Here is a 23917-nt window from a genome sequence, read left to right on the forward strand (position 1 = left end):
TTTTTCAGGCTTCGCCTTTCCACCAACGGCGTGGTTCGACGTTTTCCGGCAGGGTGTCAGCCGGTATCTCGCGCGCGATGTCATAGATTTCCTGATAGGTATCGATGCCACCAGCCCATTTGTTCAGACGCTCGCGCCACTGCGCCCAAGGCTCGGGGTTGTAGTTTGGGGCGCACATCTCTTCGGCCAGTTTGATCTGATCATCTGGCAGGAAAGCCGGGCGTACTCCATTTTCGGCGAAGATAGTATTTGGCAGCTGCGGTTCCGAGAAACCGACAGTGTTCAGCAAAGCCGCTTCATTGGCACCTTGTATCAAAGCCTGGGTAAAATAGGAGGACTCCATCACAGCATCCTGTAGCTCACCGCCTAGACTGTCGAACACCTTGGCCGACATTGAGGTATGCTCAGTACCACAAAAGAATTTCAGGTTGACTGACTGCGACACTACGGGCGCCATGTTGGCATATGCGACGGCCGATGCCCACGTTTCAGCCCCGTCGATTAGACCGGTTTTCAACGCATCCAGAGTTTCTTCCCATGCAACCGGTACCGGGTTCAGGTTCAGCAGCTGCATCGCAATGCGTCCCAGCTGTGTACCCGTCACACGGTTTTTTGTACCGAACAGCTGTTCCAGTTTGGTAACGGTCGGCTTATCGGCAAATGTCGAACCCATTTGCAGGCCGCGCAATTCGCAGTGGGTAAACAGGAACTTCAGCCCATGACGTTTTTCAAGCGGGTCGCGCAGGATTCGCTGGCTCGCCGGGCTGTAGAAAAAGTGATACTGCGCTGCCCGGCTGGGGAACATGTAAGCATAGTCCAGAACGTTGAGATATGGCGCGCCACCTGCCGAGTTCTGAGTCGAGGCCGCGTAGATATCGACAATGCCCTGCTGGGTCTTTTCAACACAGCTCAGCTGCCCGCAGATCTGGTTGTCACCAATGAACTCAATCCGAATCTCACCGTCCGTGCGCTCTTCCAGATCCCGCGCAAACTCGATTGCGCCGGCGCGCTCGATCAGCAGATTACGTGTATTGAAGCCAGAAGCGCCAAACTTAAGCGTGTGCTTTGGCTCTTTTGAGAAGCGCTTTTCATAAGTTGATTCGGCCGCCTGCGCCAAACTAGCCAGGCTCATCGCGCCACCAAACCCACCTGCCGCCAGCAGTGTCGAACTCATGCCATAACGCCCGGCCACGCGAAAAAAATCGCGCCGGGAAATGCCACTTAGTTTCTTACCGATCTCCATTGCTTACCTCCCTGATCACAATTATTGAGACGTTTTGTATCAAAAAAGACTAGTATACTTCTCGCATCTTGCATAGAGTTTTTTTCAGTCGCGTCGGGAGGAGATAGTTATGGAAGTCGATTATGCGGTGGTCGGGGCAGGATCTTCGGGCTGTGTCATTGCCAACCGCTTGAGCGCTGATCCCAATACGACCGTCGCATTGCTGGAAGCTGGCGGTCGCGACACTAACCCGTGGATTCACATTCCGGTGGGCTATTTCAAAACAATGCATAACCCGTCGGTTGACTGGTGCTATCGCACTGAACCTGATCCGGGGCTCAATGGGCGATCCATTGACTGGCCACGAGGCAAGGTGCTAGGCGGCTCATCCTCGCTGAACGGACTGCTTTATGTCCGCGGCCAGAAAGAGGATTACGACCGCTGGCGGCAAATGGGCAATGAGGGTTGGGGGTGGGACGATGTCTTGCCCCTGTTCAAACGTTGCGAAAATCAAGAACGCGGTGAAGATGAATTTCACGGCATTGGCGGGCCTTTATCTGTATCGAACATGCGCATTCAACGCCCCATCTGCGACGCCTGGGTAGCCGCAGCACAGGCCGAAGGCTACCCGTTCAACCCCGACTATAATGGCGCAGAACAAGAAGGCGTGGGATATTTCCAATTGACCACCCAAAACGGCCGTCGCTGCAGCGCGGCTGTGGCTTATCTTAAACCCATTCGAAACCGTCAGAATCTGAACATCATTACCAACGCATTGGTGACACGCGTGGTTTTGGACGGGAAAAAGGCGACCGGGCTGGTTTACCGGGACAGGTCGGGGGTCGAGCAAATTCTGACGGTTCGGCGCGAAATTATTCTGTCTGGTGGCGCGATCAATTCACCCCAGATCCTGATGTTGTCAGGGATCGGAGACCCGGACCACCTCAAAGAAAACGGAATCGAACCGCTTCACGCCCTGTCCGGCGTCGGTAAGGGATTGCAGGATCACCTGCAGGCAAGATTGGTATTCAAATGCAATGAACCAACACTGAATGATGAAGTCCGCAGCCTTTTCAACCAAGCACGCATTGCATTGAAATATGCTCTGTTCCGTTCCGGGCCTATGACCATGGCAGCCAGCCTTGCCACCGGCTTTATGAGAACGCGCCCGGATGTTGAGACACCCGACATACAGTTTCATGTCCAACCCTGGTCCGCAGATAGCCCGGGCGAGGGCGTACATCCGTTCTCGGCCTTTACAATGTCGGTCTGCCAGTTGCGACCGGAAAGCAGGGGGGAATTACGCTTGAACGGCCCTGATCCCTCAAGACATATCAAGATCATCCCGAACTACCTGTCCACAGAAACAGACTGCAGGACTATCGTCGACGGCGTGAATATCGCGCGGCGCATTGCCAAGCGGAACCCTTTGGCCTCAAAAATATCGGAAGAGTTTCGACCGACGGCAGACCTGAAACCTGACGATTTTGAAGGAACACTTGATTGGGCCAGATCTAATTCCACATCAATCTATCACCCAACCGGCACTTGCGCGATGGGCAGCAATGACATGTCAGTTGTCGATGCAAAACTAAATGTACATGGAATTATGAATTTACGGGTAGCTGATTGTTCCATTATGCCGGAAATCGTCAGTGGCAACACAAATGCGCCCGCGATTATGATAGGTGAAAAGGCAAGTAACTTGATAATTACAGACACCTGACAGGCCTTCGATCTTGCGTGCATACCATGCAGAAAGCAACACTCATGTAACTGACGGGTCAATGCGTCAGTCGCGCAAGCAATACCTGTTCTTTGACTATTTAAGCACGCCCTAGATTGCGCCTGCTGTCAGCCTGATCAGCCCCACTTGTGTGGTCCAATTTGATTGTTAGTGCATGATTGGCCTTTGGTCCATTTGAACGATGGTTTCCGGGGCCGGTGGTTTATTTCCCAGAGCACTGTGCGGGCGTTTAGTATTGTAGTGTTTCCTCCATTCTTCGATCAATATCTGCGCTTCTTTTAGATTGTAGAAGACTTCTCCATTCAGAAACTCATCTCTGAACCGCGCATTGAAACTTTCACAGTAACCGTTCTCCCATGGGCTGCCTGGCTCAATGTATGCGGTCTTTGCTCCAACTGCATTGATCCAGTCTTGCACTGCCACGGCAATGAACTCAGGGCCATTGTCGGAGCGAATGTAGCTTGGCACACCGCGCATGATGAACAGGTCACTCAGCACGTCGATGACATCACCGGAGTTCAGCTTTCGGTCCACTCGGATCGCCAAGCACTCCCGGCTGTACTCATCGATGACGTTGAGCGTGCGGAACGCCTTTCCGTCATCCGTTCGACAATGCACGAAGTCTTAACTCCAAACGTGGTTTCGATGCTCCGGCCGCAGCCGAACACACGACCCATCATTTAACCAGAGCCGTCCCTTCTTTGGTTGTTTCATTGGCACTTTCAGCCCCTCCCGACGCCAAAGCCTTTCGACGCGCTTGTCATTCACCTGCCAGCCCGCATCTCTCAGCAAAGCCGCGATCCGGCGATAACCGTAGCGGCCATACTGGCGGGCCAATTCTATCATGTCCGCCACCAGGTGCTTCTCGTCAGCTCGACCTCTCGGCAGCTTTCGCTGTGTGGATCGGTGCTGTTTCAGGACACGACACGCCCGGCGTTCTGAGACACGCAGTTTGTGGCGCACATGGTTGATGCAGGCACGGCGACGGGCGGGCTCAGTAGTTTCCCTTGGCCGCCTCCGTCAGGATCAGTTTGTCCAGGCTCAGATCCGAGACGGCCCTTCGAAGACGCTCATTCTCTTTTTGAAGGCGCTTGAGTTCCTTCAACTGATCCGTACCCATTCCGCCGTACTTCTTCTTCCAGCGATAATAGGTCTGTTCAACAACACCAATCTGCCGGATTGCATCCAGACGGGACATGCCTTGCCCCATCAATATCTCAACCTGTCGCAACTTCGAGACAATCTCTTCCGGCTTCGGTCGCTTGTTCGCCATGTGGTTCCTCCGTTTTCTTAACCATAACGGCGGACCACTTCAGAGGGGGAGGATCACTCTCACTGAATGTTTGCCAATTGGGTGGAATTTTGGTTGCTCAGCTCGCTGTTTGTGGCTCACTGGGCGCACTTGCAAATCCACTATGTAATCTCAGATTTCCTCAAAACCAGAAAAGTCATCATCCCCAACGGTGGCAGAGTTCTTTGCTCTCCGACGGTCAGCACGCCCTCTTGCAACACTGTGTCGATTTCGAAATCCGAATGCCAGCCGATTGTGTTGGCCAGCGGTGCAAGAACCCGTTCCAGCGAGGAAAGCAGCCCCCGCTTTCGTTGGAAGTGGTTGGTAATTACCACTCTACCGCCTGGTTTGCAGACCCTCGCAATTTCCGACATGACCCTTTCCGGTTCCGGAACCACCGACAGCACATGCATCGCTGCAATCGTATCGAAATGGTTGTCTGGAAAGTCGAGCGTACGGGCATCCATTTGCCGCAGCTCGACGACATGGCTCAGCGAAAGATCTCTTACCTTGTTGCGCGCCTTTTGCAGCATGTCTTCGCTAAAATCGATCCCTGTCACCTGCATCTCGGGCTTGTAGTGTTCCAGTGACAGACCGGTGCCCACACCGACCTCCAGTACTTTGCCCGGAAATCTATTGATATAGTCAACCGCTTGCTGCCGCCCGCCACTGGTGACGGCCCCAAAAGTCTTGTCATAGACGGGCGCCCATCGAGCGTACGAAGTTTGAACGGCTTTGATGTCCATTTTGAGTCCTTAACGATTAGAATGTACTTCCTTGTCGAACCACGCCCAGGCAACCATTCCCACATACGCGAAACAAAGTAAGATCAGCGTGACCCACGGAAATGTCAGCATCGCCGCGCCAACAACAGCGACCCCAATTAGAAAGAACTTTGCGTTCTCGCGTGAGATCCGAGTCGTCTTGAAAGACCAGGTCTGTATCCGGCTGATAAGCAGAAGACCGATGACCACCATGTAAAGACAAATCAATATGCCGGGCAGCAAAGGGGCGTCTGCAAAGGCAAAGGACAGATACATTGGTAACATGACCAGCACCGCCCCCGCAGGGGCCGGGACACCCTCAAAAAATGCACTGTTCTGATCACAGGTTTCGGATTTGCTACCCACATTGAAACGGGCAAGACGCATGACGCAGCATGACGCAAAAAACAGGACAGCAAGCCAAGCCGCGCTTCGAATATCCTGCAGGGCCCAAAAATAGAGAACGAGCGGTGGGGCTACTCCAAAATTCAGAAAATCCGCGAGTGAATCAAGTTCTGCTCCGATTTTGCTGTCACTGCTGAGCAGGCGTGCGATACGGCCATCCAATCCATCCAGCACACAGGCGGCAATGATGAGCTGCACCGCAAGCACGTAGTTGCCCTGTACGCCAAATCTGATCGCGGACATGCCCGCACATATAGCTGTAATGGTTAGCGCGTTGGGCAACAAATTGATTAGCGCAAATCCGGTCTCGTCCTGTTCAGAAGGTTCTGCCACTGTTCCAGCTACCTACGTTTCTTCAGATGAATTTAGTTTGGCGAGAATGGTCTCTCCAGCAATCATCGTCTGCCCAACACGCACTTGTGGGTCCACGCCTTCAGGAAGATAAACATCCAGCCGAGACCCGAAGCGGATCAAACCAAATCGTTCTCCGGTTTGCATCGCATCACCAGATTTCGTAAAGCAAACGATCCGTCTGGCCACAAGGCCGGCAATCTGGACGACAGCCAGATCCTGACCGTTCGTCATGCGAATTCGCAGACTGTTGCGCTCGTTATCGGCACTGGCCTTGTCCAAGGATGCATTGAAGAACTTTCCGGGGCGGTAGGCAACTGTAGTAATCTCACCTTCAATGGGAATCCGGTTCACGTGACAGTTGAAGACACTCATGAACACGCTGACACGGGTGAGAGGTGCGTGCGGCATCCCAAGTTCAGGTGGCGGTACGGCCGCTTCGATCAGCGAAACCACACCGTCCGCCGGGCTGACGATCAGCCCGTCTTCTAACGGAGGCACGCGTTCCGGGTCGCGAAAGAAATAGTAGCACCAGATCGTGAGGCCAACGCCAATCCAACCAAGAATATCGGATAACAGAAACAGTCCGACTGTTATTGCAGCAAAGATTGCGACAAACCGAACACCTTCTGGATGCATCGGCTTGATGAACGTATCGCGCATGCGCATCGCAAATCTTCCCTTAGGTCAATTGACGACACTTAAATAGGCGGAATGGTGGGGAACGCAAGCGGGAACAATTCTGGCAGCGTCAATCTGTTACCCTGCCCCCCTTGGAAGCTGCGTTTTGCGCCAAGGTCTGCACTATTTGATAACAGGCCGCATGTTTGCGGCCTGTCTTTCAGTTATACCGATCTCCGAGGGTATTTTCAGATCGGTTCCGCTTCTCCGGCAGGTTGGAATGTTCAGCCGTTCTCACCGAATCCTTTTGGTACTGGCAGATCAGGCAAGGCAGCAGCACGTTTCTGCAAGGCCCGTCCGATAACCACGCGGCTGATTTCCGTCGTCCCGTCCACGATCCGCAGCATTTGTGCAAGACGGGACAAACGATCCAAACCATAAGGCTGCAACAGCCCCATGCCGCCCAACACTTGCGTGCAGGTGTTCGCAGCCTTCACTGCAGCATCCGGCACAAACCGTTTGGCATGAGCGGCCATCAGGGGGCCCTCAGACGTGCCAAGTGCCTCTGCTGCCTTTCGGTAGAGAAGCTTGGAGGCTTCAAGATCGGTCGCAACCTCGCCCAGCATCCACTGGATTCCGTCCAGATCGAGGTTCTTGCCACCAAACATCTTGCGGTTCTTGGAATAAGACAGCGCCGTATCCAAGGCAGCTTGCATCAATCCGCAGCATCCTGACGCAATCGAAACGCGGGCGATATCGATCGCCATGAGTGAACCTTGCAGACCTTGGCCAATGGGCAGAATGATGTTGTCTTCGCTAACCACGACTTTGTCCATGTACATCTCGGCCAGAGGCAGGAAGTTGTAGGACGGGGTGTCGTACAACGGACCAAAGCTGAGGCCCGGAGTGTCAGCGGGAATGGCGATCATCGCCATATCCTTGTGGCCGGGTGCGTCACTGGTTTTGACCACGGTGAAATAGATATCAGCCTCGGTCGCCAGGCTGACCCATGCCTTCGCGCCGCTGATCGTCCAAGTGCCGTCACCATTGATGGTGGCGCGGCTGTACATGTTCATCGGGTCAGAGCCGGATTGCGGTTCGGTCAGCGCAAAGTTCGCCAGTTTGCGGCCCGACGTCAGATCCCGCGCCCATTTTTCCTTGAAGGCATCGGTGCCATAGCCGCAGCCCGCGAAGGTACAGATGTTATGCATCGACAAGGCAAAGGCATAGGCACCATCGCCCAGTCCCAGTTGTTCGTAGACCTGAATGCCTTCTGAAAGTGGCAAGCCCTGGCCGCCAAATTCTTCAGGGGCGTATAGCCCCGTCAGGCCAGCGGCCCCGGCCTTGTCCGAAGCATCGCGCGGCCATGTCTTCGTGGCGTTCCAGGCGTCGACATTGGGCAGGATGACCTGCTCGGCGTGGTCGCGTGCGGCTTGCAGTATGGTGGCGAGTTTGTCTGACATTGGTCGGTCCTTTTGTGAACGGCTCTTCTCACATGACGCCACACTCCAGCTCCTGCTGAGCAGGTAGCGGGTCATGCTTCATGAGGGAAATCCGGTGCGGTCGCGTTGTATTGCGAAAGAATTAGCCGGAAAAAAATTTTGATCTATCTCGCGTGGTGACAGGGTATTGTCCAAAAGTGACAAAAAACGCGCCTCAGATGCTCGCCTTGCGGTACGAACTGGGGGTGCTGCCGGTCCAGCGTTGAAATGCCCGGTGAAAATTGGCAGCCGAAGAAAAACCGACATCATGTGCGATGGCCTCAACGCTTTTGCGCCCCGCCTGCAGATCACGAATCGCGATGTCCCGGCGCAGGGCATCCTTTATGGCCTGAAACGACGTCCCATCCGCATGCAACCTGCGGATCAGGGTGCGCGGGGTCATGTGCATGGCGGATGCTGTCTGGGTCAGGGTGGCAGCCTCCCATCCCGTTTGGCCCAGATATGTGCGTACCCGCAGCGATTGGGTGTGCTCCCGCGAAGAGGTGAAGATCCAGTCTCGCGGCGCGTTTTGCAAAAACCGATCAAGATCAGAGGCACTGCGCGCCTGCACGGGACCCAGTGCATTCGGATCGAACGAGATCGCGGTGGCGGGTTGTACGAACCGGATCGGTGCCGGAAAGATGATCGCGTAATCCTGATCAAAGTTCGGGCGGTCAAACGCGAAATCGACGCGCCTGACCGGAACCTCGTGCCCTGCCAGCCAGGACATGAGCCCGTGGGCAAGTTTGAGGATCAGCATATGCCCAAACCGCTGTACGTATGCCGTGCCTTGTGGTTTCAGGGTTAGCACCAATGCGCCTTCGACATCATCCAGACCGAACTGATAGTCATCCAGCAGCAGGTTCCAGAAGGTCGAAAACCGGTAGAGTGCTGATGCAAGAGACGTTGCCTCTCTGACAGTCGTCAAAAGATGTTGCAGGGCCCTTGGCCGGACGGGTCTGCTCCAAAGCCCCATCATCTCATCACCGGTCTCAACTGCGGCAAGTTGATAGAGACACACGATCTGATCCAGCGTCACGCGACCATTCGGCGAGCGCGTATCCGCGTTCAGACCGGACCGGCTAAGCAGCGACGCCATCTGCGCCTCTGGGCAAAGGACACGCAGCGCCGCCAGCCAATCATCGACAAACTGGCTGGAAACCGTGGAAAGGATCGTTGGAGTGACATCGGTCATAACAGTTTTGTCACGTTAACTCGCAATGCAACAGCAACCCATCAATTTCCCGCGAATTCGGATTGGAACGAATGTACAGCCATACCCCATGCGCAACGCCTGATACGTAAAGCTGGCTGGTGTCAAAGGACGCATTAGAGTTTCAGTGGGAAGCTAACACGACCTTTGCCTGACCAATGACATCTTTGAATTTTGAGGCAGGCGCCTGATCGGTTATCAATAAATCGCGTCCCAATAGTTCCGGTAGACGTAAGGCTGGATTGGCGCCCGACGCGTGAAACTTTGTTGAATCAACAGCCATGAAACAGCGTTCGCTAATCGTCTTCATCGCAACAGCCATATCCACTTCGCACTGTTCAAAAACCATAAATCCCCTCTTTGGATTGACGAGTGATGCCGACAGGATGGAAAAATCGACGGACATTTTGCCGATAACGTCAAATGCAGCGCGGTCAAATGCAGCCCCATCGTGATTTCGTAACTGGGTTCCTGCCATAAAAACTCGGTTTCCGTTTTCCATGGCCAACGTGGCTGCGATGAAGGCAGAGTTCGTCACAACCGTAAGGTTCTTCCGAGCCCGCAACACCTGAGCCACGAAACCCGATGTCGAACCGGTATCGATGGCGATAGAAGCATCGTCGGGAATCAGATCCAGGACTGCATTTGCGATCGCAACTTTCGCGGCACGGTTTGTTGCCATGCGCGCGAAGAACGGCGGGTCCAGAACCTTTTGGATACTCACCAAAGCGCCGTGTGCTTTTTCAATTTTGCCTTCGTCAACCAGTGGCTTCACGATTCGGCGAATGGTCTGATCTGACACGTTCAGACACTGCGCCAATTCCATGACCGAGATCCGCCCATGGAGATTGACCGCGTTGAGGATATCTTTTTCGTACTTGGACATACAGGTTCGGGAATGTTGGATTTTAGGACGATAATAGGCCGAGATCGCTTTCACAACCAACAAAAATCAATAACGTTAGAACATTTTTGTTGATATTTGTTGAATTTTACACTGATCTGGCTCCGACACCTTGCACAGGAGCAAACAATGACGACCCACTCGGCAAAGCATCTCATTATTGGTGCTGGCATCATCGGCTGTTCGATTGCTTATCATCTTGCTCAGTCTGGCGAAAAAGATGTTGTGCTGCTGGAAAAGGCGTCTTTGACAGAGGGGGCCACTTGGCACGCCGCCGGTCTGGTCGGGCAATTGCGGTCTTCGCGTAATACCACCCGCATGTTGAAGCGTTCGGTTGTGCTCTACGACCGGCTGGCCTCGGAAACCGGCATGGATTTCGATTGGAAGAAGGTTGGCAGTCTACGACTGGCTGCAACTAAAGAACGATTACTGGAAGCGAAACGCCTGGCCACAATGGCGCGCAGTTTCGATCTGGAAATGGAGATTATCTCTCCGGCAGAAGCAAAAGAGCTGTTTCCATACATTGACGCTGAAGGGCTGGAAGGGGCCGCCTTTATTCCTACAGATGGGCATGTTGATCCAGCCGGTCTGTGTCAGGCCATTGCCGCTGGAGCACGCCTTCACGGTGCGCAGATCCGTCAGGGCGTGAAGGTCGAGGATTTTGAAATAACCAATGGGCGCATCAGCCGAGTGATGACAACCGATGGCGATTACGAGGCGCAAACCGTGGTGCTGGCATCGGGCATGTGGAGCCGTGAGCTTGCAGCTAAACTGGGCGTTGTGGTGCCTGCCTGCGCGGTCGAGCACCAGTATGTCGTGACTGAACCATTGCCGGATCAGGACCTCGTCAAAACCTTGCCGACCCTGCGCGACCCCGAAAGACTGGTCTATTACAAGCCCGATGCCGGGGGGCGGTTGGTGATCGGCGGATATGAAGACGACACGTTGCCATTTGGTGAACGGGGCATTCCGGGTGAGTTTGTCCGCCAATTGCTGCCGGACAATCTCGATCGGTTTGCCCCGCTTGCGGAGCTTGCCGGGGCAGTAACACCGATTGTCAACGAGGTGGGTATCCGGCAGGTGATTAACGGCCCGATTCCTTATTCAGCTGACGGCGATTTTGTCATGGGCTGGGCCCCGGAACTGAAGAACCTGATGCTGTCAACCGGGTTCCTGTATGGGATTGCCGCTGGTGGCGGTGCTGGTGAAATGATTGCTGAATGGATCCTTGAAGGTCGGCCAAGCCTTGATCTCTGGCCGCTGGACGTGCGCAGATTCAGCCCGCATCACGCGACCCGGGCCTTTATGTATCCGCGCGCCGTCGAGCATTACGCGCATCACTACAAAATGCGATATCCTGGTCAGGAGGCCGAAACAGCCCGCAACTTGCGCCTATCGCCGCTGCACGCCCGGCTGAAAGAACACGGTGCTGTTTACGGGTCGAAAAACGGCTGGGAACGACCCTTATGGTTTGCCCCTGCGGACGTCGCACCCGTGGATCAGCTCGATTTCCTCAATCCCGGCTGGCACGAATATGCAGGCCGCGAGCACCGCGCCACTCGTGAAAACGTGGTGCTGATTGATCAATCTAGTTTCTCAAAGTTCGATTTGATCGGCCCCGGGGCTTTGGACGCAATCCAACGTCTGGCGGTCTCCAACATGGATAAACCGATTGGAAGCGTGATCTACACGCAGCTTTGCAACGAAAATGGTGGCATCGAAGCAGATATTACGGTGACCCGCCTAGGGCGGGACCGTTTCTATGTTGTGACAGGTTCCGGGTTTGGTGTGCACGACGCCGACTGGATCAAGCGCCATCTGCCTGACGACGGATCGGTGCATCTGATCGAGATGACCTCGGCGCGGGCAGTGATCAATATTTGTGGCCCGAAAGCGCGTGAGGTGCTAGCTGCCGTCAGCGAAGAGGATGTTTCGAACGCGACCTTCCCCTTTGCAACCGCACGGGAAATCACCATCGGGGCCGCAAGACTCCTTGCTGCCCGGATCGGATATGTGGGCGAACTAGGCTGGGAGCTTCATATCCCCACAGAGTTTGCCCTACATGTCTACGACTTGCTTTGGCAGGCCGGCCAGCCCCACGGTATCTGTGACATCGGTTACCGGGCAATCGAGTCTCTGCGCCTAGAGAAGGGTTATCTCTATTGGAGCGCCGATATCACGCCGGACTATTCCCCGATCGAGGCGGGATTAGGCCAGCGCGTTCATTTGAGATCCAAAGATGAGTTCATTGGCCGTGCGGTTTTGGAGGAGCAGAAAGCCAACGGCGCGTCTCAGAAATTGTGCACCTTTGTGACCGACGAAAAATTGCCCATGACCGGAGGCGAAACCATCCTCCACAATGGCGAAACCGTCTCACGGGCCAGCAGCGGCGGATATGGGCACTTCACCGGACAAACAATCATCTACGGGTATCTGCCCAAGAAGATGTGGGAGCAGACGGAGTTTGAACTAGAACTCTTCGGAGATCGCTGCCCGATCCGCCGCGTTGACGGGCCGGTTTATGATCCGGAAAATGAAAAATTGAAAGCCTGATCGGAGGGGGCGTGATGGACACTGACAATATCGAGCGCGTGTTGAAAGAACTCCGCAATTTGGACGGATTCGAGGCTATCTCGGCGCAGAGCAGCGACGTGCAGCGTCTGGGTGGCTTGACCAATCTGGTTTACCGCGTGAAATCTGGCGAGCGGGCTGTGATCGTGCGGATCCCCGGCGATGGCACCGAAGATTATATCGACCGCGCGGTTGAAATCCATAACGCCAGGGTCGCAGCCGATGCCGGCATTGGCCCCGCGGTACTGTGGGCAGATGCCGAAACCGGGGTAATGATCAGCGAATGCATTGAAAACACCGTCACCATGACACCCGAGCATTTTGCGACACGTGAGGGCGCCGCGGGGCGCGCTGGTCTTGCCCTGCGGCAATTGCATGATGCCCCGCGTCCGTTCAAGTTTCGTTTCGAATTGTTTTCGATGATCGATGAGTATCTGAAAATCCTTGCAACCAAAGATATCAATCTCCCCGATGGCTATACAGAAATTGTCGCCGAGGCCGCTCCGATCAAGCAACTTTTGCAGGACAGACCTGGCAATCTGGTGCCCAGCCATTGCGATCCGCTTTGCGAAAATTTTCTTGATGATGGCAACCGAATGTGGATCGTCGACTTTGAGTATTCCGGCATGAACGATGCCCTTTGGGACCTTGGCGACCTGTCGGTTGAAGCAGGGCTGACCGAGACGCAGGAGATCGAAATGCTGACTGTGTATTTCGGCGCAACTCCAACAGCGGCGCAGATCGGGCGGATGGTGATCTACAAAGCTATGTGTGATCTCTTGTGGACCCTCTGGGGTCTTATCCAACACGCCGACGGCAATCCGGCTGAGGACTTCTGGGCATATGCAACGGGTCGGTTCGACAGATGCAAAGCGCTGATGTTTTCACCGGAATTCCCCAAACATGCCCAAGCAATTGCAAACGAATAGCGGACAAAAAATCTCCAACCCACATTCTTGTTGAAAGCCGGTCAATCTAGTTTGACAACATAGTGAAATGACGCGCGCTCATAGCTGCAAAGCCCGCTTTGTAAAGCTCGCGTTCATTTGACTGGTGTGAAGCATATTTAGTTTTGGGCTCGCTGCCGACCTCGGAGCAGATAAAGTTTCTGTCTGAGCGCGACCATCACATGAATTCGGCGAGGGTGGCCTTTACCCGACATTGCGCAAGGTATCGAAATGCCCCCGCATTGTCCCGTATTGCTCTGCTACCCAATTGTGGAGTGCCCGGAGCTAGGTTTTTCAGCAGTTTCACGATGACGGCCTAGTGACGTCCTTGGGATAATGTTTGGCAATCGGGACGTTATTTCCGATCGTGCTGTCGGGGTTGTCCTCGTTATGGTGTCCACGTCAATCTTCCCGCTTTTCACGGGCATCCGCAAGGCTCACGAACCGGTACGTGTTCAGACGATCCCCTGCCCGTCCTTCAGTTGCTTCCGCACGATCACGTCGATTCTTGTGTCTTGAAAAGAAAAAATCCCAGTCTGCTTCAGCGCCTCGCGTATCGAAGTTCTCTCGGGCAGTCTTTTCCAGATTGTGGCCGATGCATAGGGCGCCATGCGCGGTCTTGTGGCGACGCCCATCGTCATGCCGTTCAGGTACCTGACTTGTTGCCGGTGCGCAGGAAAGAGGATCGTTTCAGACAAAAACCCATCCTCGCTGTTTGCGCTTTCCAGAAGGTAAATCCGATTGCCTCGATAGGCCGCAAGTCCGGAATAGCGTGTCTTCTGAACGATGCTTTCGTCGTCACTTAACGCACGTTCGAATGTGTGAGAGACGATGTAGCCATCTACCTCGCGTAACCAGATCAGTGTGCGCATGATCTTGTCTTCCCAGGTAGGCGTCACGAAATGCCCATGGTAGAAGCCGAGATAACGACGGAGTGGCCCAGCCTGTTTCTCAAAGATGCCGGATAGGAGCTGCGCAGGGCCTTTTCTGATTGGGTTCTGCATGCGGCTGCGTATTGCCCCAAAGGCAGCCGGGTCGGCCTCCAAGTCTTCTTCGCTGATTTTGAAATGCTGTGCGATGCGTCTCAGGTTGTGGGCGGAAGGCATACCGCCGCCGTTCAAATAACGATTGAATTGCTGCCTGTTCAGACCGATGTCCCGGCAGACCTGGGCGATGCTGCCGTAGTCCGCGCACAGAGACCGCAAGTTTAGTGAGAAATTTTCCGACATTCTGCAGGAACCTTCGCAACTGTTCGCCAATATGCTTACACTCGCGTACAAAAGTGTAAAGTCGCTTACTTGGCAGAATGCCAAAACGTCGCCACGCTGAGCCTGCAATTTACAGGTGGTAGGGAACGTGCTGGACGGTATCAACATAATCGAGAACGAGTGGATCGCTCTGCCGGACGGACGAAGACTGGCCGCCCGGATCTGGCTTCCAGATGTCAGAGAACCCGCGCCGGCAATTCTTGAATACCTCCCCTATCGCAAACGTGACGGCACGGCGCCGCGCGACGAAACAACACATCGGGTGTTTGCGGCAGGCGGCTACGCCTGCGTGCGCGTCGACATCGCCGGTACCGGCGACAGCGAAGGCTGCTTTGACGATGAATACTCCGAGCAGGAATTGTCTGATGGCGAAGCTGTTCTGGCTTGGATCGCCAAGCAAGAGTGGTGCGATGGAAACGTCGGCATGATCGGGATCAGTTGGGGTGGTTTCAACGGGTTGCAGCTGGCCTATCGCCGTCCGCCGGAACTGAAGGCCGTGGTAAGCATTGCCTCAACCACCGACCGATATGCGGATGACATCCATTTCATGGACGGCTGTTTACTAAGCGACAACGCCAACTGGGCGGCACAGATGTTCGCCTACCTTTCCCGCCCTGCGGACCCTGAATTGCGTCAAGACTGGCGCGAGGATTGGATCAAAAGGCTGGAAAACTTGCCAGACCTGGCGGCGGACTGGTTGGCACATCCGACCCGTGATGCGTTCTGGAAACACGGGTCGGTCTGCGAAGACTGGTCGCGAATTGACGTGCCGGTCCTGGCGATCACCGGCTGGGCGGATGCCTACGTCAATACACCGCTGACTTTGGTGGAAAACCTGCAAGCACCCACCAAGGCGTTGATCGGCCCTTGGGAGCACCGCTACCCGCATATCTCGAAAATAGAAGCCGCGGATGCACATTCGGAGATCATCGGTTGGTTCGACCGTTGGCTGAAGGGCGAGTTGAATGGGGCTGAAACACTGCCCGATTTCAGGACCTTCGTGCAGGAACACGACGATCCCTCCCACAAGATCAAGCCCCGCAAAGGACGGTGGATTGCCGAAGACAATTGGCCGTCACGAAACGTTCAGGATCGCTCCTATAGTCTGGGCGACGGCGTGCTTGTCACCGATCCCGGTTCCGGAACAATTGTCTTCTCAAGCGCAGCAGATGTCGGGGCCGCCAGCGGGTATTTCTGCCCGGGCATGCGCATAGACAACGAGTTGCCCGGGGACCAGCAAGAGGACGACGCGCGATCCATTTGTTTCGACCTTCAGCTTCAGGCCCCACTCGAAATCGTCGGGCGCCCGCGTTTGAAACTGGCGGTCCGCGTTGATCAGCCGGTCGCGCAGGTTGTAGCACGGCTGTGCGATGTCGCGCCGAATGGCGCGTCGCAACGCATCACTTATCGCCCTTTCAATCTGACGCATCACGATAGCCACGAAACCCCGAAAGCTTTGGTGCCGGGAGAGCTTTACGACGTGGAATTCGAATTGAATGCCTGTGCGCATCGGCTGGCACCGGGACATCGTCTGCGACTGGCGCTTTCGACCTCATATTGGCCAATCGTCTGGCCCGCGCCCAAACCGTTCGAGATCACGCTTGAAATCGAAGGCTGCCAATTGGTTATCCCCGAGCGCTGTGTCGAGTTTGAACCCGAGCCCGCCAATCCCGGGTCTCCTGACAGCTTTCCCATGCTCAATGCGGATGTGCTGCGTGAACCGTCAAGTACAGTGCAGCGAGGCACAAACAATAAGGGCCACACAACACTCGACACGTTTGATGACTTCGGCATGATGCGCGATCCCTATCACGGTCTTGTCAGCGGCAGTGATGTCACAATGCACTATGCCATTCATCCTGAAGATCCTGCTTCCGCAACGTTCAGCTCGAAATGGAACTTTCGCTTCCAACGCGATGACTGGGAAGTATGGATAGAAACCCGTTCGCGCATGTCCTGCGACGAAAGCAATTTCTACCTTCACCGCGAACTACGGGCCACCGAAGGGCCCGATGACACCGAAGTCCTGACGAAGGAGTGGTCGCGCACCGTTCCTCGTGGGCTTCTTTGACCACCCAAAGGGAGACTACGCATGAGAATTGAATGGATGAAGGCACCCACAGGGCGCCGCAATTTTCTGAAAGGGGCGACCGCGCTCGGCGCTACGGCTGCACTGCCGATGGGTTGGGCTGGTCGTGCCTTTGCCCAGGATAACGGCGTCTTGCGCGTTCGGTCCTATGGCGACGCACCGAACATGGACCCGGCGCACAGTGTCGGCGTGGTGGAGGAAGAAATCCATGCCTCGATCTACAACAAGCTGATCCAGTACAAGCCAGGCTCTGAATGGGGGTGGCAACTGGATGCGGCCTCGATGATCGAACAGGCCGACCCGACCCACGTCAAGTTTGCCCTGCGCGACGACATCGGGTTCACGAATGGTCATGGTGCGATGACTGCAGAGGACGTGAAGTTCAGCTTTGAGCGGATTGTGGCAGATGCAACCGAAAGCCCGAACAAGCCGGATATGGGACCGCTCAGCCATGTCGAAGTGACTGGCGAACGTGAAGGCACAATCGTTCTGAAGGAGCCTTTTGCTCCGCTTTGGTCGATCGCTTTGCCATATATCACAGGCAACATCGTCTCTAAGGCCGCTGTAGAGGCCACAGGCGGTCGCATCGGGTCCGATCCGGTGGCGGAAAGTGGTCCTTATTTGCGCGCAAGCTGGAGTCCGAAGGAAAAGACGGTTCTGCAACGCAACCCCGACTGGAAAGGAGATGCCCCGGCCTGGGATACGATCGAGATCTATCCGATCGACGATGAGAATACGGCCGAGATCGCTTTTGAGGCTGGTGAACTGGATCTCACCCGCGTGTCTCTGGGGTCGGTTGCAAGGTATCGCGAAGGCGTTCCAAATGGCGGCACCCTCGTCGAGAATCCGTCTCTGTACTACGTCTGGCTAGGGATGAACCTCGATCATCCCAAATTACAAAATCCAAAGCTGCGTCAAGCGATCCAGCACGCCATCGACGTGCCTACCATTCTGGAGGCCTCCTACTTCGGGGCGGCAGAACCTTCGACCGGCATCATCGCGCCAGGCCTTGCGGGGAACCGCGCCAACGGCATGGTCGCGCCACAGGCCAACATCGAAAAGGCCATGGCATTGTTGGCAGAATCCGGTGAGACAAATGTCACCCTGTCGCTCGATATTCTGAACAAGACGACCTACACCACCATGGCACAGGTCATTCAGGCAATGTTGGCTCAGATAGGCATCACGCTGGAAATCAACGTGCTCGAATCCGGTGCCTTCTGGGCCAGCGGTGACAACGAGGACCTACAACTTGTGCTCAACCGCTTCTCGATGGCACCAGATCCTTCCTATGCAACGGCATGGTTCACCACCGAACAGGCAGGCATCTGGAACTGGGAACGCTTCCGCAGCGAGGAGTTTGACCAGCTTCATGCAGCGGCTTCGGCCGAAACCGATTCAACCAAACGCGCTGAAATGTACCAGCGCGCGCAGGACTTGATGGAAGAAAGTGGCGCCTATCGCTTCATCACGCACGAAGCGACGCCAATTGTGCATTCCTCGCGCGTTGTGCCGGCACTGCGCCCCGATGGTCTGTCTCTCCTGAGGTACTTCGGCAAGGCGTGATCTCCCTGCGCCTGTTTGCGCGGCCGCCTTCGGGTGGTCGCGCGCAACCCCCATCATGGGAAAGGATAGCACCATGCTGAGCTTTGCCTTGAGGCGGTTCGCACTTGCTGCGCTGATTCTGCTCGTTGCGGTGACGCTGATGTTCCTGATGATCCGGGCCGTTCCCGGTGATCCGGTACAGATCATGCTTGGTCCGCGAGCGACCCCGGAACTGCAGGCGCGGCTCACTGCCGAACTGGCGTTGGATCAGCCGATCTGGCGACAACTCGTTATCTTCTATGGCAATATGCTGCAGGGTGACCTCGGTACAGACGTATTCTCGGGCCGATCGGTCACGCAGATTGTTTTCCAGCAGTTGCCGTTCACGCTGGAGCTGATCTTCGCCTCGATCATCTGGTCCGCCGCCCTGGGCATTGGCCTGGGTGCCTACGCGGCAGCCCACCCCAACACACTGATCGACCGTTGCGTCGCGGTGTTGTCAGTCAGTTTCGTGGCGGCTCCTGCCTTTGTTGTGGCGCTTCTGTCTCTGCTATTCTTCGCTGTGCAATTGCAATGGTTCCCGTCCATCGGTGTTGGAGACGGGTTCTGGGACAGGCTGGATCACCTGGTGCTGCCTGCGTTTGCCATCGGGCTAAGTTGGGTCGGGTATATCGCCCGGCTTGTGCGCGCGTCGATGCTTGAGGTTCTGGGTGAAAACCACATCCGAACCGCGCGCGCCTTTGGTCTAGCCGAACGCCGGATCATCATGGTCTATGCCCTTCGCATCGCCATTCTTCCTGTCGTCACAGTGATCGGTGTTGGCATGGGGTTCTTGCTCAGCGCCGCCGTCTTTGCCGAGATCGTCTTTGCAAGGCCGGGCCTCGGCAAGCTGGTGATCGACAGTATCACAACCCGAAACTACCCGATCGTCATGGGCTCGGTTCTTGTTTCTACTGGCCTCTTCGTTGTTTCGACCGCTCTCGCAGATCTGATCAACGCCTGGCTAGACCCACGCGCGAGGAACTCAACATGACCGACGCCGCCATCGAAAAACCCCGGTCGGAACTCGGAATTATCCTGACAGGTGTGGCCAAGAACCCGCTTGGGCTGATGGGACTGATCATTGTCGGCGCAATTGTATTCAGCGCGATCTTCGCCGCCTGGATCGTGCCGTACGACCCGATTGCGATGAACATTCAAGAACGCATGCAAGGCCCATCGGCCAGCCATTGGCTGGGTACAGATCAGTTGGGCCGCGATACTTTCAGCCGCGTGATCATGGGCGGGCAAGTGGCCCTCAAAGTCGCCCTGCCAGCTGTCTTCGGCGCCATGGTGATCGGCCTTACCCTGGGCATGATCGCAGGTTACGGGCCCAAATGGCTCGACAATCTGCTTATGCTGCTTTTTGACACCATCCGGTCCTTCCCGACCGTAATGTTCGCGCTCGCTGTTGTCGCACTGGTCGGCCCCAGCCTGCAAACGGTGGTCTTTGTGGTAATGGCAACCTCGATCCCGACCTATGGCCGGGTCGCACGGACCCAGACGCTGACCCTGCGCAACTCCGAGTTCATCCTGGCCGAACGCTCAATGGGGGCCAGTATATCGCGCATTCTGGGTGTGCACATGCTGCCGAACATCATTGGTGTACTGGCGGTTCTGGCCGCGATGGACATCCCCACGGTGATCGCGCTTGAGGCCGGATTGTCGTTTCTCGGCCTTGGCGTTAAGCCACCGACTCCCAGTTGGGGGGCGCTGTTGAAAGACGGCTACGCACTGATCCGTCAAACGCCCTGGCTGGTCGTCGGAGGCGGCCTGCCGATCATCATCGCAACCCTTGGCTTCACTTTCCTAGGCGAGTCCCTACGTGACGTGGTCGACCCCAAACTGAGGAAGAACCGATGATCGAGACACTGTTGGAAATCGACCACCTCAGCGTGGATTACGAAACTGAGCGTGGCGACCTCAAGGCCCTGCGAGATATCACTTTCGATGTCCGCAAGGGCGAAATCGTGGGCATCGTCGGCGAGTCGGGTTGCGGGAAATCCACGCTGATATCCTCGATCCTGCGGCTGACCGCTCCCAATACGCGGTTCCGTCAGGGCGCGGTGCGATTCAAGGGGCAGGACCTCTTGCAAGCCAACGAGCGCCAGATGCGCGACCTGCGTGGCGACGATATATCCATCGTGTTCCAAGACCCGATGCAGACGCACAATCCGGTTCTGTCGGTGGGTCAGCAAATGGTGGATATTCAACATCGGTCGTCCATGGGCAAGGCCGAGAAGCGCGCGAAGGCCGCGCAAATGCTGGGTGCTGTTGGAATTCCCGACCCGGAGGCACGGCTTAACCAGTTCCCGCACGAATTTTCCGGAGGTATGCGCCAACGGATCGCCATTGCCATGGCACTGATGTCGGAACCCGACCTGCTGATTGCGGATGAGCCGACGACGGCGCTAGATGCCACGCTTGAAGTGCAGATCATCGAACGCTTGCAGGAACTTCAGCGTGAGATGCATTGTGCTATCCTTTTCATCTCGCACCATCTGGGCGTGATCGCAGAACTTTGCGATCGCGTGGTGGTGATGTACGCAGGCGCGGTTGTCGAAAGCGGCGATGTACGCGAGATATTCCACAACCCGAAGCACCCCTACACCCGTCGTCTGATTGAATGCGACCCGGGCCACATCAAAACCCGTGCTCGTGTGTTGCCTACTATTCCGGGTGAAGTCCCCGATCTTGCCAATCTACCTGGCGGCTGCATTTTCCGCGATCGTTGCGATCAGGCAATGCCACAGTGCGCTACTGACGTGCCCGCGCTGGAACGACTGGGTGAAGGTCATCTTGCTGCCTGCTGGCTAAACCAAGAGGAGGTCACGGCATGAGCCTACTGTCTGTCGATAACCTGCAGACCAGCTACGGCCCGGTTAATGTTCTTGCCGGCGTCAGCTTTGACGTGGCCCCGGGTGAGACCTATGCGCTGGTCGGTGAAAGCGGCTCGGGCAAAACCACGGTCATCCGCGCGATCGCCGGGCTGGCCCCGGCGCAGGAAGGTTCGGTCAAATTCAACGGCCGGGAAATTCGCGGCCTGCCGGAGCGGTCCCTACGGCCCTTGCGCAAGGATATCGCCATGATGTTTCAGGACCCAGTCGGCAGCCTGTCCCCGCGCTTGACGATCGGAAACCTGATCACCGAACCCTACCGGATTCAGGGCATGAAAGACCGCGACCAGCAGGCCGAGGCCAAACGCCTGCTTGAAATGGTCAACCTGCCTGCACACTTCGCGAACCGGTATCCGTATCAACTATCCGGTGGTCAGGCGCGCCGGGTTGGCGTCGCACGGGCCCTTGCCTTGGAACCGAAGCTGATCCTAGCCGACGAGCCGACGGCTGGATTGGATGTGTCCGTGCAGGGCGAACTTCTGAACCTGCTTAATGATCTGCGCGAGCGGCTGGGTCTGGCAATGGTGATCATCACCCACAACCTCAGCGTCGTGCGTCATGTCGCCGACCGTATGGGGATCATGTATCTGGGACGGCTGGTCGAGGAAGGCACGACCGAGGCGATCTTCGACAATCCGCGCCACCCCTACACCCGCTGCCTTCTCAGCGCGAACCCCGAACCCGATCCTGACGCACGGCTCGAGCGGATCGCGCTGAAGGGCGAGCCGCCCAGCCTGCTCAATCGTCCATCCGGCTGTGAGTTCCGCGAACGTTGTCCTTTTGCCCAAGATTTCTGCACCCAGTCACCAAATTGGGAAGTTTCAGGAGGGCACGGCCTTCGCTGCCTTGCACCTCTAACCTGACATGATTCCGATGGAGGCGACGCTTTACTTCAATGGCACAATCCTAACGATGGATGCGACCAACACGCAGCCAGAGGCGGTGCTGACCTTGGGCGAAACGATCAATGCCGTCGGCACCGAAGCCGTCCTGCGGGCGCAGATGCCCCTAGGAACACGGCTACACGACCTGCAAGGTCAGACCCTTGTCCCAGCGTTCATAGACCCACACGGGCACTTTCCCGATCCGGGGTTTATCGCATTGTTTCGGGTCGATCTTGCGGCACCCCCGCGCGGTGATTGCGCCGATATGGCCATGGCGCTGGGGCGTTTGCACGCCAAGGCCGCCGCAATACCCAAGGGTGAATGGGTCATGGGGGTCCTTTTTGACAACACGGCAATAGCCGAAGGTAGGATGCCCACACTGGCAGAACTGGACGGCGTGTCGACAGATCACCCGGTCTGGGTGCTGCACGCTTCTGGCCACAACGGCGTGGCAAACACTGTAGCCCTTGCCCGGAGGGGCATTTGCCGCGATACGCCTGACCCTTTGGGTGGGCGCTTTGGGCGTACCGAGGATGGTGAACTCACAGGCCTCATCGAGGGGCTTTCCGCCATGGGCGAGATGGGCGACACAGATTTCCTGATCGATCGCAAAAGGTTCTGGGAAGGGTTTGCAGCCTGCCGCAACGAATACCTGAGCCATGGTGTGACTTACGCGCAGAACGCATGGGCATCACGCGAGTTGTTAGAACATTTCGCGTCGCTCGGGCCCGATACGGATCCCGGTATCGACTTGATGCTGTTGCCCATCGGAGAATTGGAGCCGGGACTGATGGAGACGCTCGATTGGCCGGGCAACCCGCATTTAACCCTTGGACCGCGCAAGCTCTTCACCGATGGCGCCTTCCAGCTTCAAACAGCCTATCTTTCGCGGCCTTATCATCAGCCCATCAACCGGCAATATCCCCGCGGCATGCCCTATGTTGCAGAAAAGGATCACCGCCGCGAAGTTAGAAAACTGCACGATCTCGGCCACCAGATACATTGCCACTGCAACGGCGATGCTGGGGCGGACATGTTTTTAGATGCCGTGGCCGCCGCTTTGGAACACAACCCGCGCCCTGATCACCGTCACACAATCATTCACGGTCAGACCTTGCGCGACGATCAATTGGAACGCATGGCGGAACTTGGCGTGACGGTCAGCTTCTTTTCCGCCCACATTCATTTCTGGGGCGACCGGCACCGCAGCACATTCCTGGGACCAGAACGCGCCAGTCGACTATCTCCGGCCGCATCGGCAGAGCGTTTCGGTGTCCGATACACCCTCCACAACGACGCCTCTGTCACGCCCACAAGACCGCTGCATCTGGCGCATTGCGCCGTAAACCGAACCACCTCGAGTGGCCAGGTTTTGGGCGAAGATCAGAGAATTAGCGTCCTCTCCGCCTTGAGGGCACAAACAATCGACGCCGCCTGGCAGGTTTTTCAAGAGGACCGTCGCGGATCGATCGAACCGGGCAAGGTCGCTGATCTTGCAGTGCTGTCGGACAATCCTATTGCAGATTCAGAGAACCTGCTGGACCTAAGCGTGACGATGACGGTTCGCCAAGGCGAAGTGGTGTACAGCCAGTGATCTCTCGCCGGTATTTTGGCAGCATTGCCAATGCACTTGCGAGAGCCGCATTCAGTCATGAAAAAGCCCCCTGTCAATGTCGGG

Annotated in this window: 18 protein-coding genes and 1 pseudogene; 10 read left to right on the top strand and 9 right to left on the bottom strand. The window is 56.1% G+C overall.

The features are described from left to right. Positions 1-4: 4 nt before the first annotated feature. Positions 5-1243 carry a TRAP transporter substrate-binding protein gene (locus ACR0AP_RS16770; RefSeq protein WP_480507994.1) on the bottom strand — a complete coding sequence of 413 codons (1239 nt, stop codon included), beginning with the start codon at positions 1241-1243 and terminating at the stop codon, positions 5-7. 109 nt (positions 1244-1352) lie between these two features. Here ACR0AP_RS16770 and ACR0AP_RS16775 point away from each other — a divergent pair, with 109 nt between their 5' ends. Then, on the top strand, positions 1353-2948 hold the full coding sequence (locus ACR0AP_RS16775) for a GMC family oxidoreductase (RefSeq protein WP_480507996.1): 1596 nt from the start codon (positions 1353-1355) through the stop codon (positions 2946-2948). Positions 2949-3116: 168 nt separating this feature from the next. Here the strand turns inward: ACR0AP_RS16775 and ACR0AP_RS16780 are convergent. The 7 genes and pseudogenes from ACR0AP_RS16780 to ACR0AP_RS16810 form a co-directional block, all read right to left on the bottom strand. Continuing rightward, a pseudogene (locus ACR0AP_RS16780) lies at positions 3117-4242 on the bottom strand (IS3 family transposase). A gap of 140 nt (positions 4243-4382) precedes the next feature. Beyond that, positions 4383-5006 carry a class I SAM-dependent methyltransferase gene (locus ACR0AP_RS16785; protein ID WP_480507998.1) on the bottom strand — a complete coding sequence of 208 codons (624 nt, stop codon included), beginning with the start codon at positions 5004-5006 and terminating at the stop codon, positions 4383-4385. 9 nt (positions 5007-5015) lie between these two features. Further along, entirely contained in the window at positions 5016-5762 is a 747-nt protein-coding gene (gene pssA / locus ACR0AP_RS16790; RefSeq protein WP_209599470.1) for a CDP-diacylglycerol--serine O-phosphatidyltransferase, read from the bottom strand. 12 nt (positions 5763-5774) lie between these two features. Then, the gene (locus tag ACR0AP_RS16795) at positions 5775-6449 is read right to left on the bottom strand and encodes a phosphatidylserine decarboxylase (RefSeq protein ID WP_480508000.1); all 675 of its coding nucleotides are present in this window, start codon (positions 6447-6449) and stop codon (positions 5775-5777) included. 236 nt (positions 6450-6685) lie between these two features. After that, positions 6686-7864, bottom strand: a complete 1179-nt coding sequence (locus ACR0AP_RS16800) for an acyl-CoA dehydrogenase family protein (protein WP_480508002.1) — start codon at positions 7862-7864, stop codon at positions 6686-6688. Between the two features lie 193 nt (positions 7865-8057). Continuing rightward, the gene (locus tag ACR0AP_RS16805) at positions 8058-9077 is read right to left on the bottom strand and encodes an AraC family transcriptional regulator (protein ID WP_480508004.1); all 1020 of its coding nucleotides are present in this window, start codon (positions 9075-9077) and stop codon (positions 8058-8060) included. Positions 9078-9219: 142 nt separating this feature from the next. After that, entirely contained in the window at positions 9220-9981 is a 762-nt protein-coding gene (locus ACR0AP_RS16810; protein WP_209598546.1) for a DeoR/GlpR family DNA-binding transcription regulator, read from the bottom strand. Between the two features lie 147 nt (positions 9982-10128). Between ACR0AP_RS16810 and ACR0AP_RS16815 the strand changes: the two genes are divergently transcribed. Together ACR0AP_RS16815 and ACR0AP_RS16820 are read left to right on the top strand one after the other, a co-directional pair. Further along, a complete protein-coding gene (locus tag ACR0AP_RS16815; protein ID WP_480508006.1) occupies positions 10129-12552 on the top strand; it encodes a GcvT family protein in 2424 nt (807 codons plus the stop codon). 14 nt (positions 12553-12566) lie between these two features. Then, a complete protein-coding gene (locus ACR0AP_RS16820; protein WP_480508008.1) occupies positions 12567-13499 on the top strand; it encodes a choline/ethanolamine kinase family protein in 933 nt (310 codons plus the stop codon). A gap of 473 nt (positions 13500-13972) precedes the next feature. On the opposite strand, the gene ACR0AP_RS16825 is transcribed toward ACR0AP_RS16820, so the two are convergent. Next, positions 13973-14746, bottom strand: a complete 774-nt coding sequence (locus tag ACR0AP_RS16825) for a helix-turn-helix transcriptional regulator (protein WP_480508010.1) — start codon at positions 14744-14746, stop codon at positions 13973-13975. A 130-nt stretch (positions 14747-14876) separates the two neighbouring features. Here ACR0AP_RS16825 and ACR0AP_RS16830 point away from each other — a divergent pair, with 130 nt between their 5' ends. From ACR0AP_RS16830 to ACR0AP_RS16860, 7 genes are all read left to right on the top strand, one after another. Continuing rightward, positions 14877-16856: a CocE/NonD family hydrolase gene (locus ACR0AP_RS16830; protein ID WP_480508088.1), complete on the top strand. Its 1980-nt coding sequence runs from the start codon at positions 14877-14879 to the stop codon at positions 16854-16856. Positions 16857-16877: 21 nt separating this feature from the next. Beyond that, complete coding sequence (locus ACR0AP_RS16835; protein WP_480508012.1) at positions 16878-18440, top strand: ABC transporter substrate-binding protein; 1563 nt, start codon at positions 16878-16880, stop codon at positions 18438-18440. A gap of 73 nt (positions 18441-18513) precedes the next feature. After that, on the top strand, positions 18514-19452 hold the full coding sequence (locus ACR0AP_RS16840) for an ABC transporter permease (protein WP_480508014.1): 939 nt from the start codon (positions 18514-18516) through the stop codon (positions 19450-19452). 11 nt (positions 19453-19463) lie between these two features. After that, positions 19464-20321 carry an ABC transporter permease gene (locus ACR0AP_RS16845; protein WP_480508090.1) on the top strand — a complete coding sequence of 286 codons (858 nt, stop codon included), beginning with the start codon at positions 19464-19466 and terminating at the stop codon, positions 20319-20321. Beyond that, positions 20318-21298 (top strand): ABC transporter ATP-binding protein, encoded by a 981-nt coding sequence (locus ACR0AP_RS16850; protein WP_480508016.1) that lies wholly within the window; start codon positions 20318-20320, stop codon positions 21296-21298. The genes ACR0AP_RS16845 and ACR0AP_RS16850 overlap by 4 nt, the downstream gene beginning before the upstream one ends. Continuing rightward, the gene (locus tag ACR0AP_RS16855; protein ID WP_480508018.1) at positions 21295-22218 is read left to right on the top strand and encodes an oligopeptide/dipeptide ABC transporter ATP-binding protein; all 924 of its coding nucleotides are present in this window, start codon (positions 21295-21297) and stop codon (positions 22216-22218) included. Before ACR0AP_RS16850 ends, ACR0AP_RS16855 begins: the two co-directional genes overlap by 4 nt. 10 nt (positions 22219-22228) lie before the next feature. Then, entirely contained in the window at positions 22229-23833 is a 1605-nt protein-coding gene (locus tag ACR0AP_RS16860; protein ID WP_480508020.1) for an amidohydrolase, read from the top strand. Positions 23834-23917: the final 84 nt, after the last annotated feature.

This window comes from Ruegeria sp. AF7 (genome assembly GCF_056541885.1).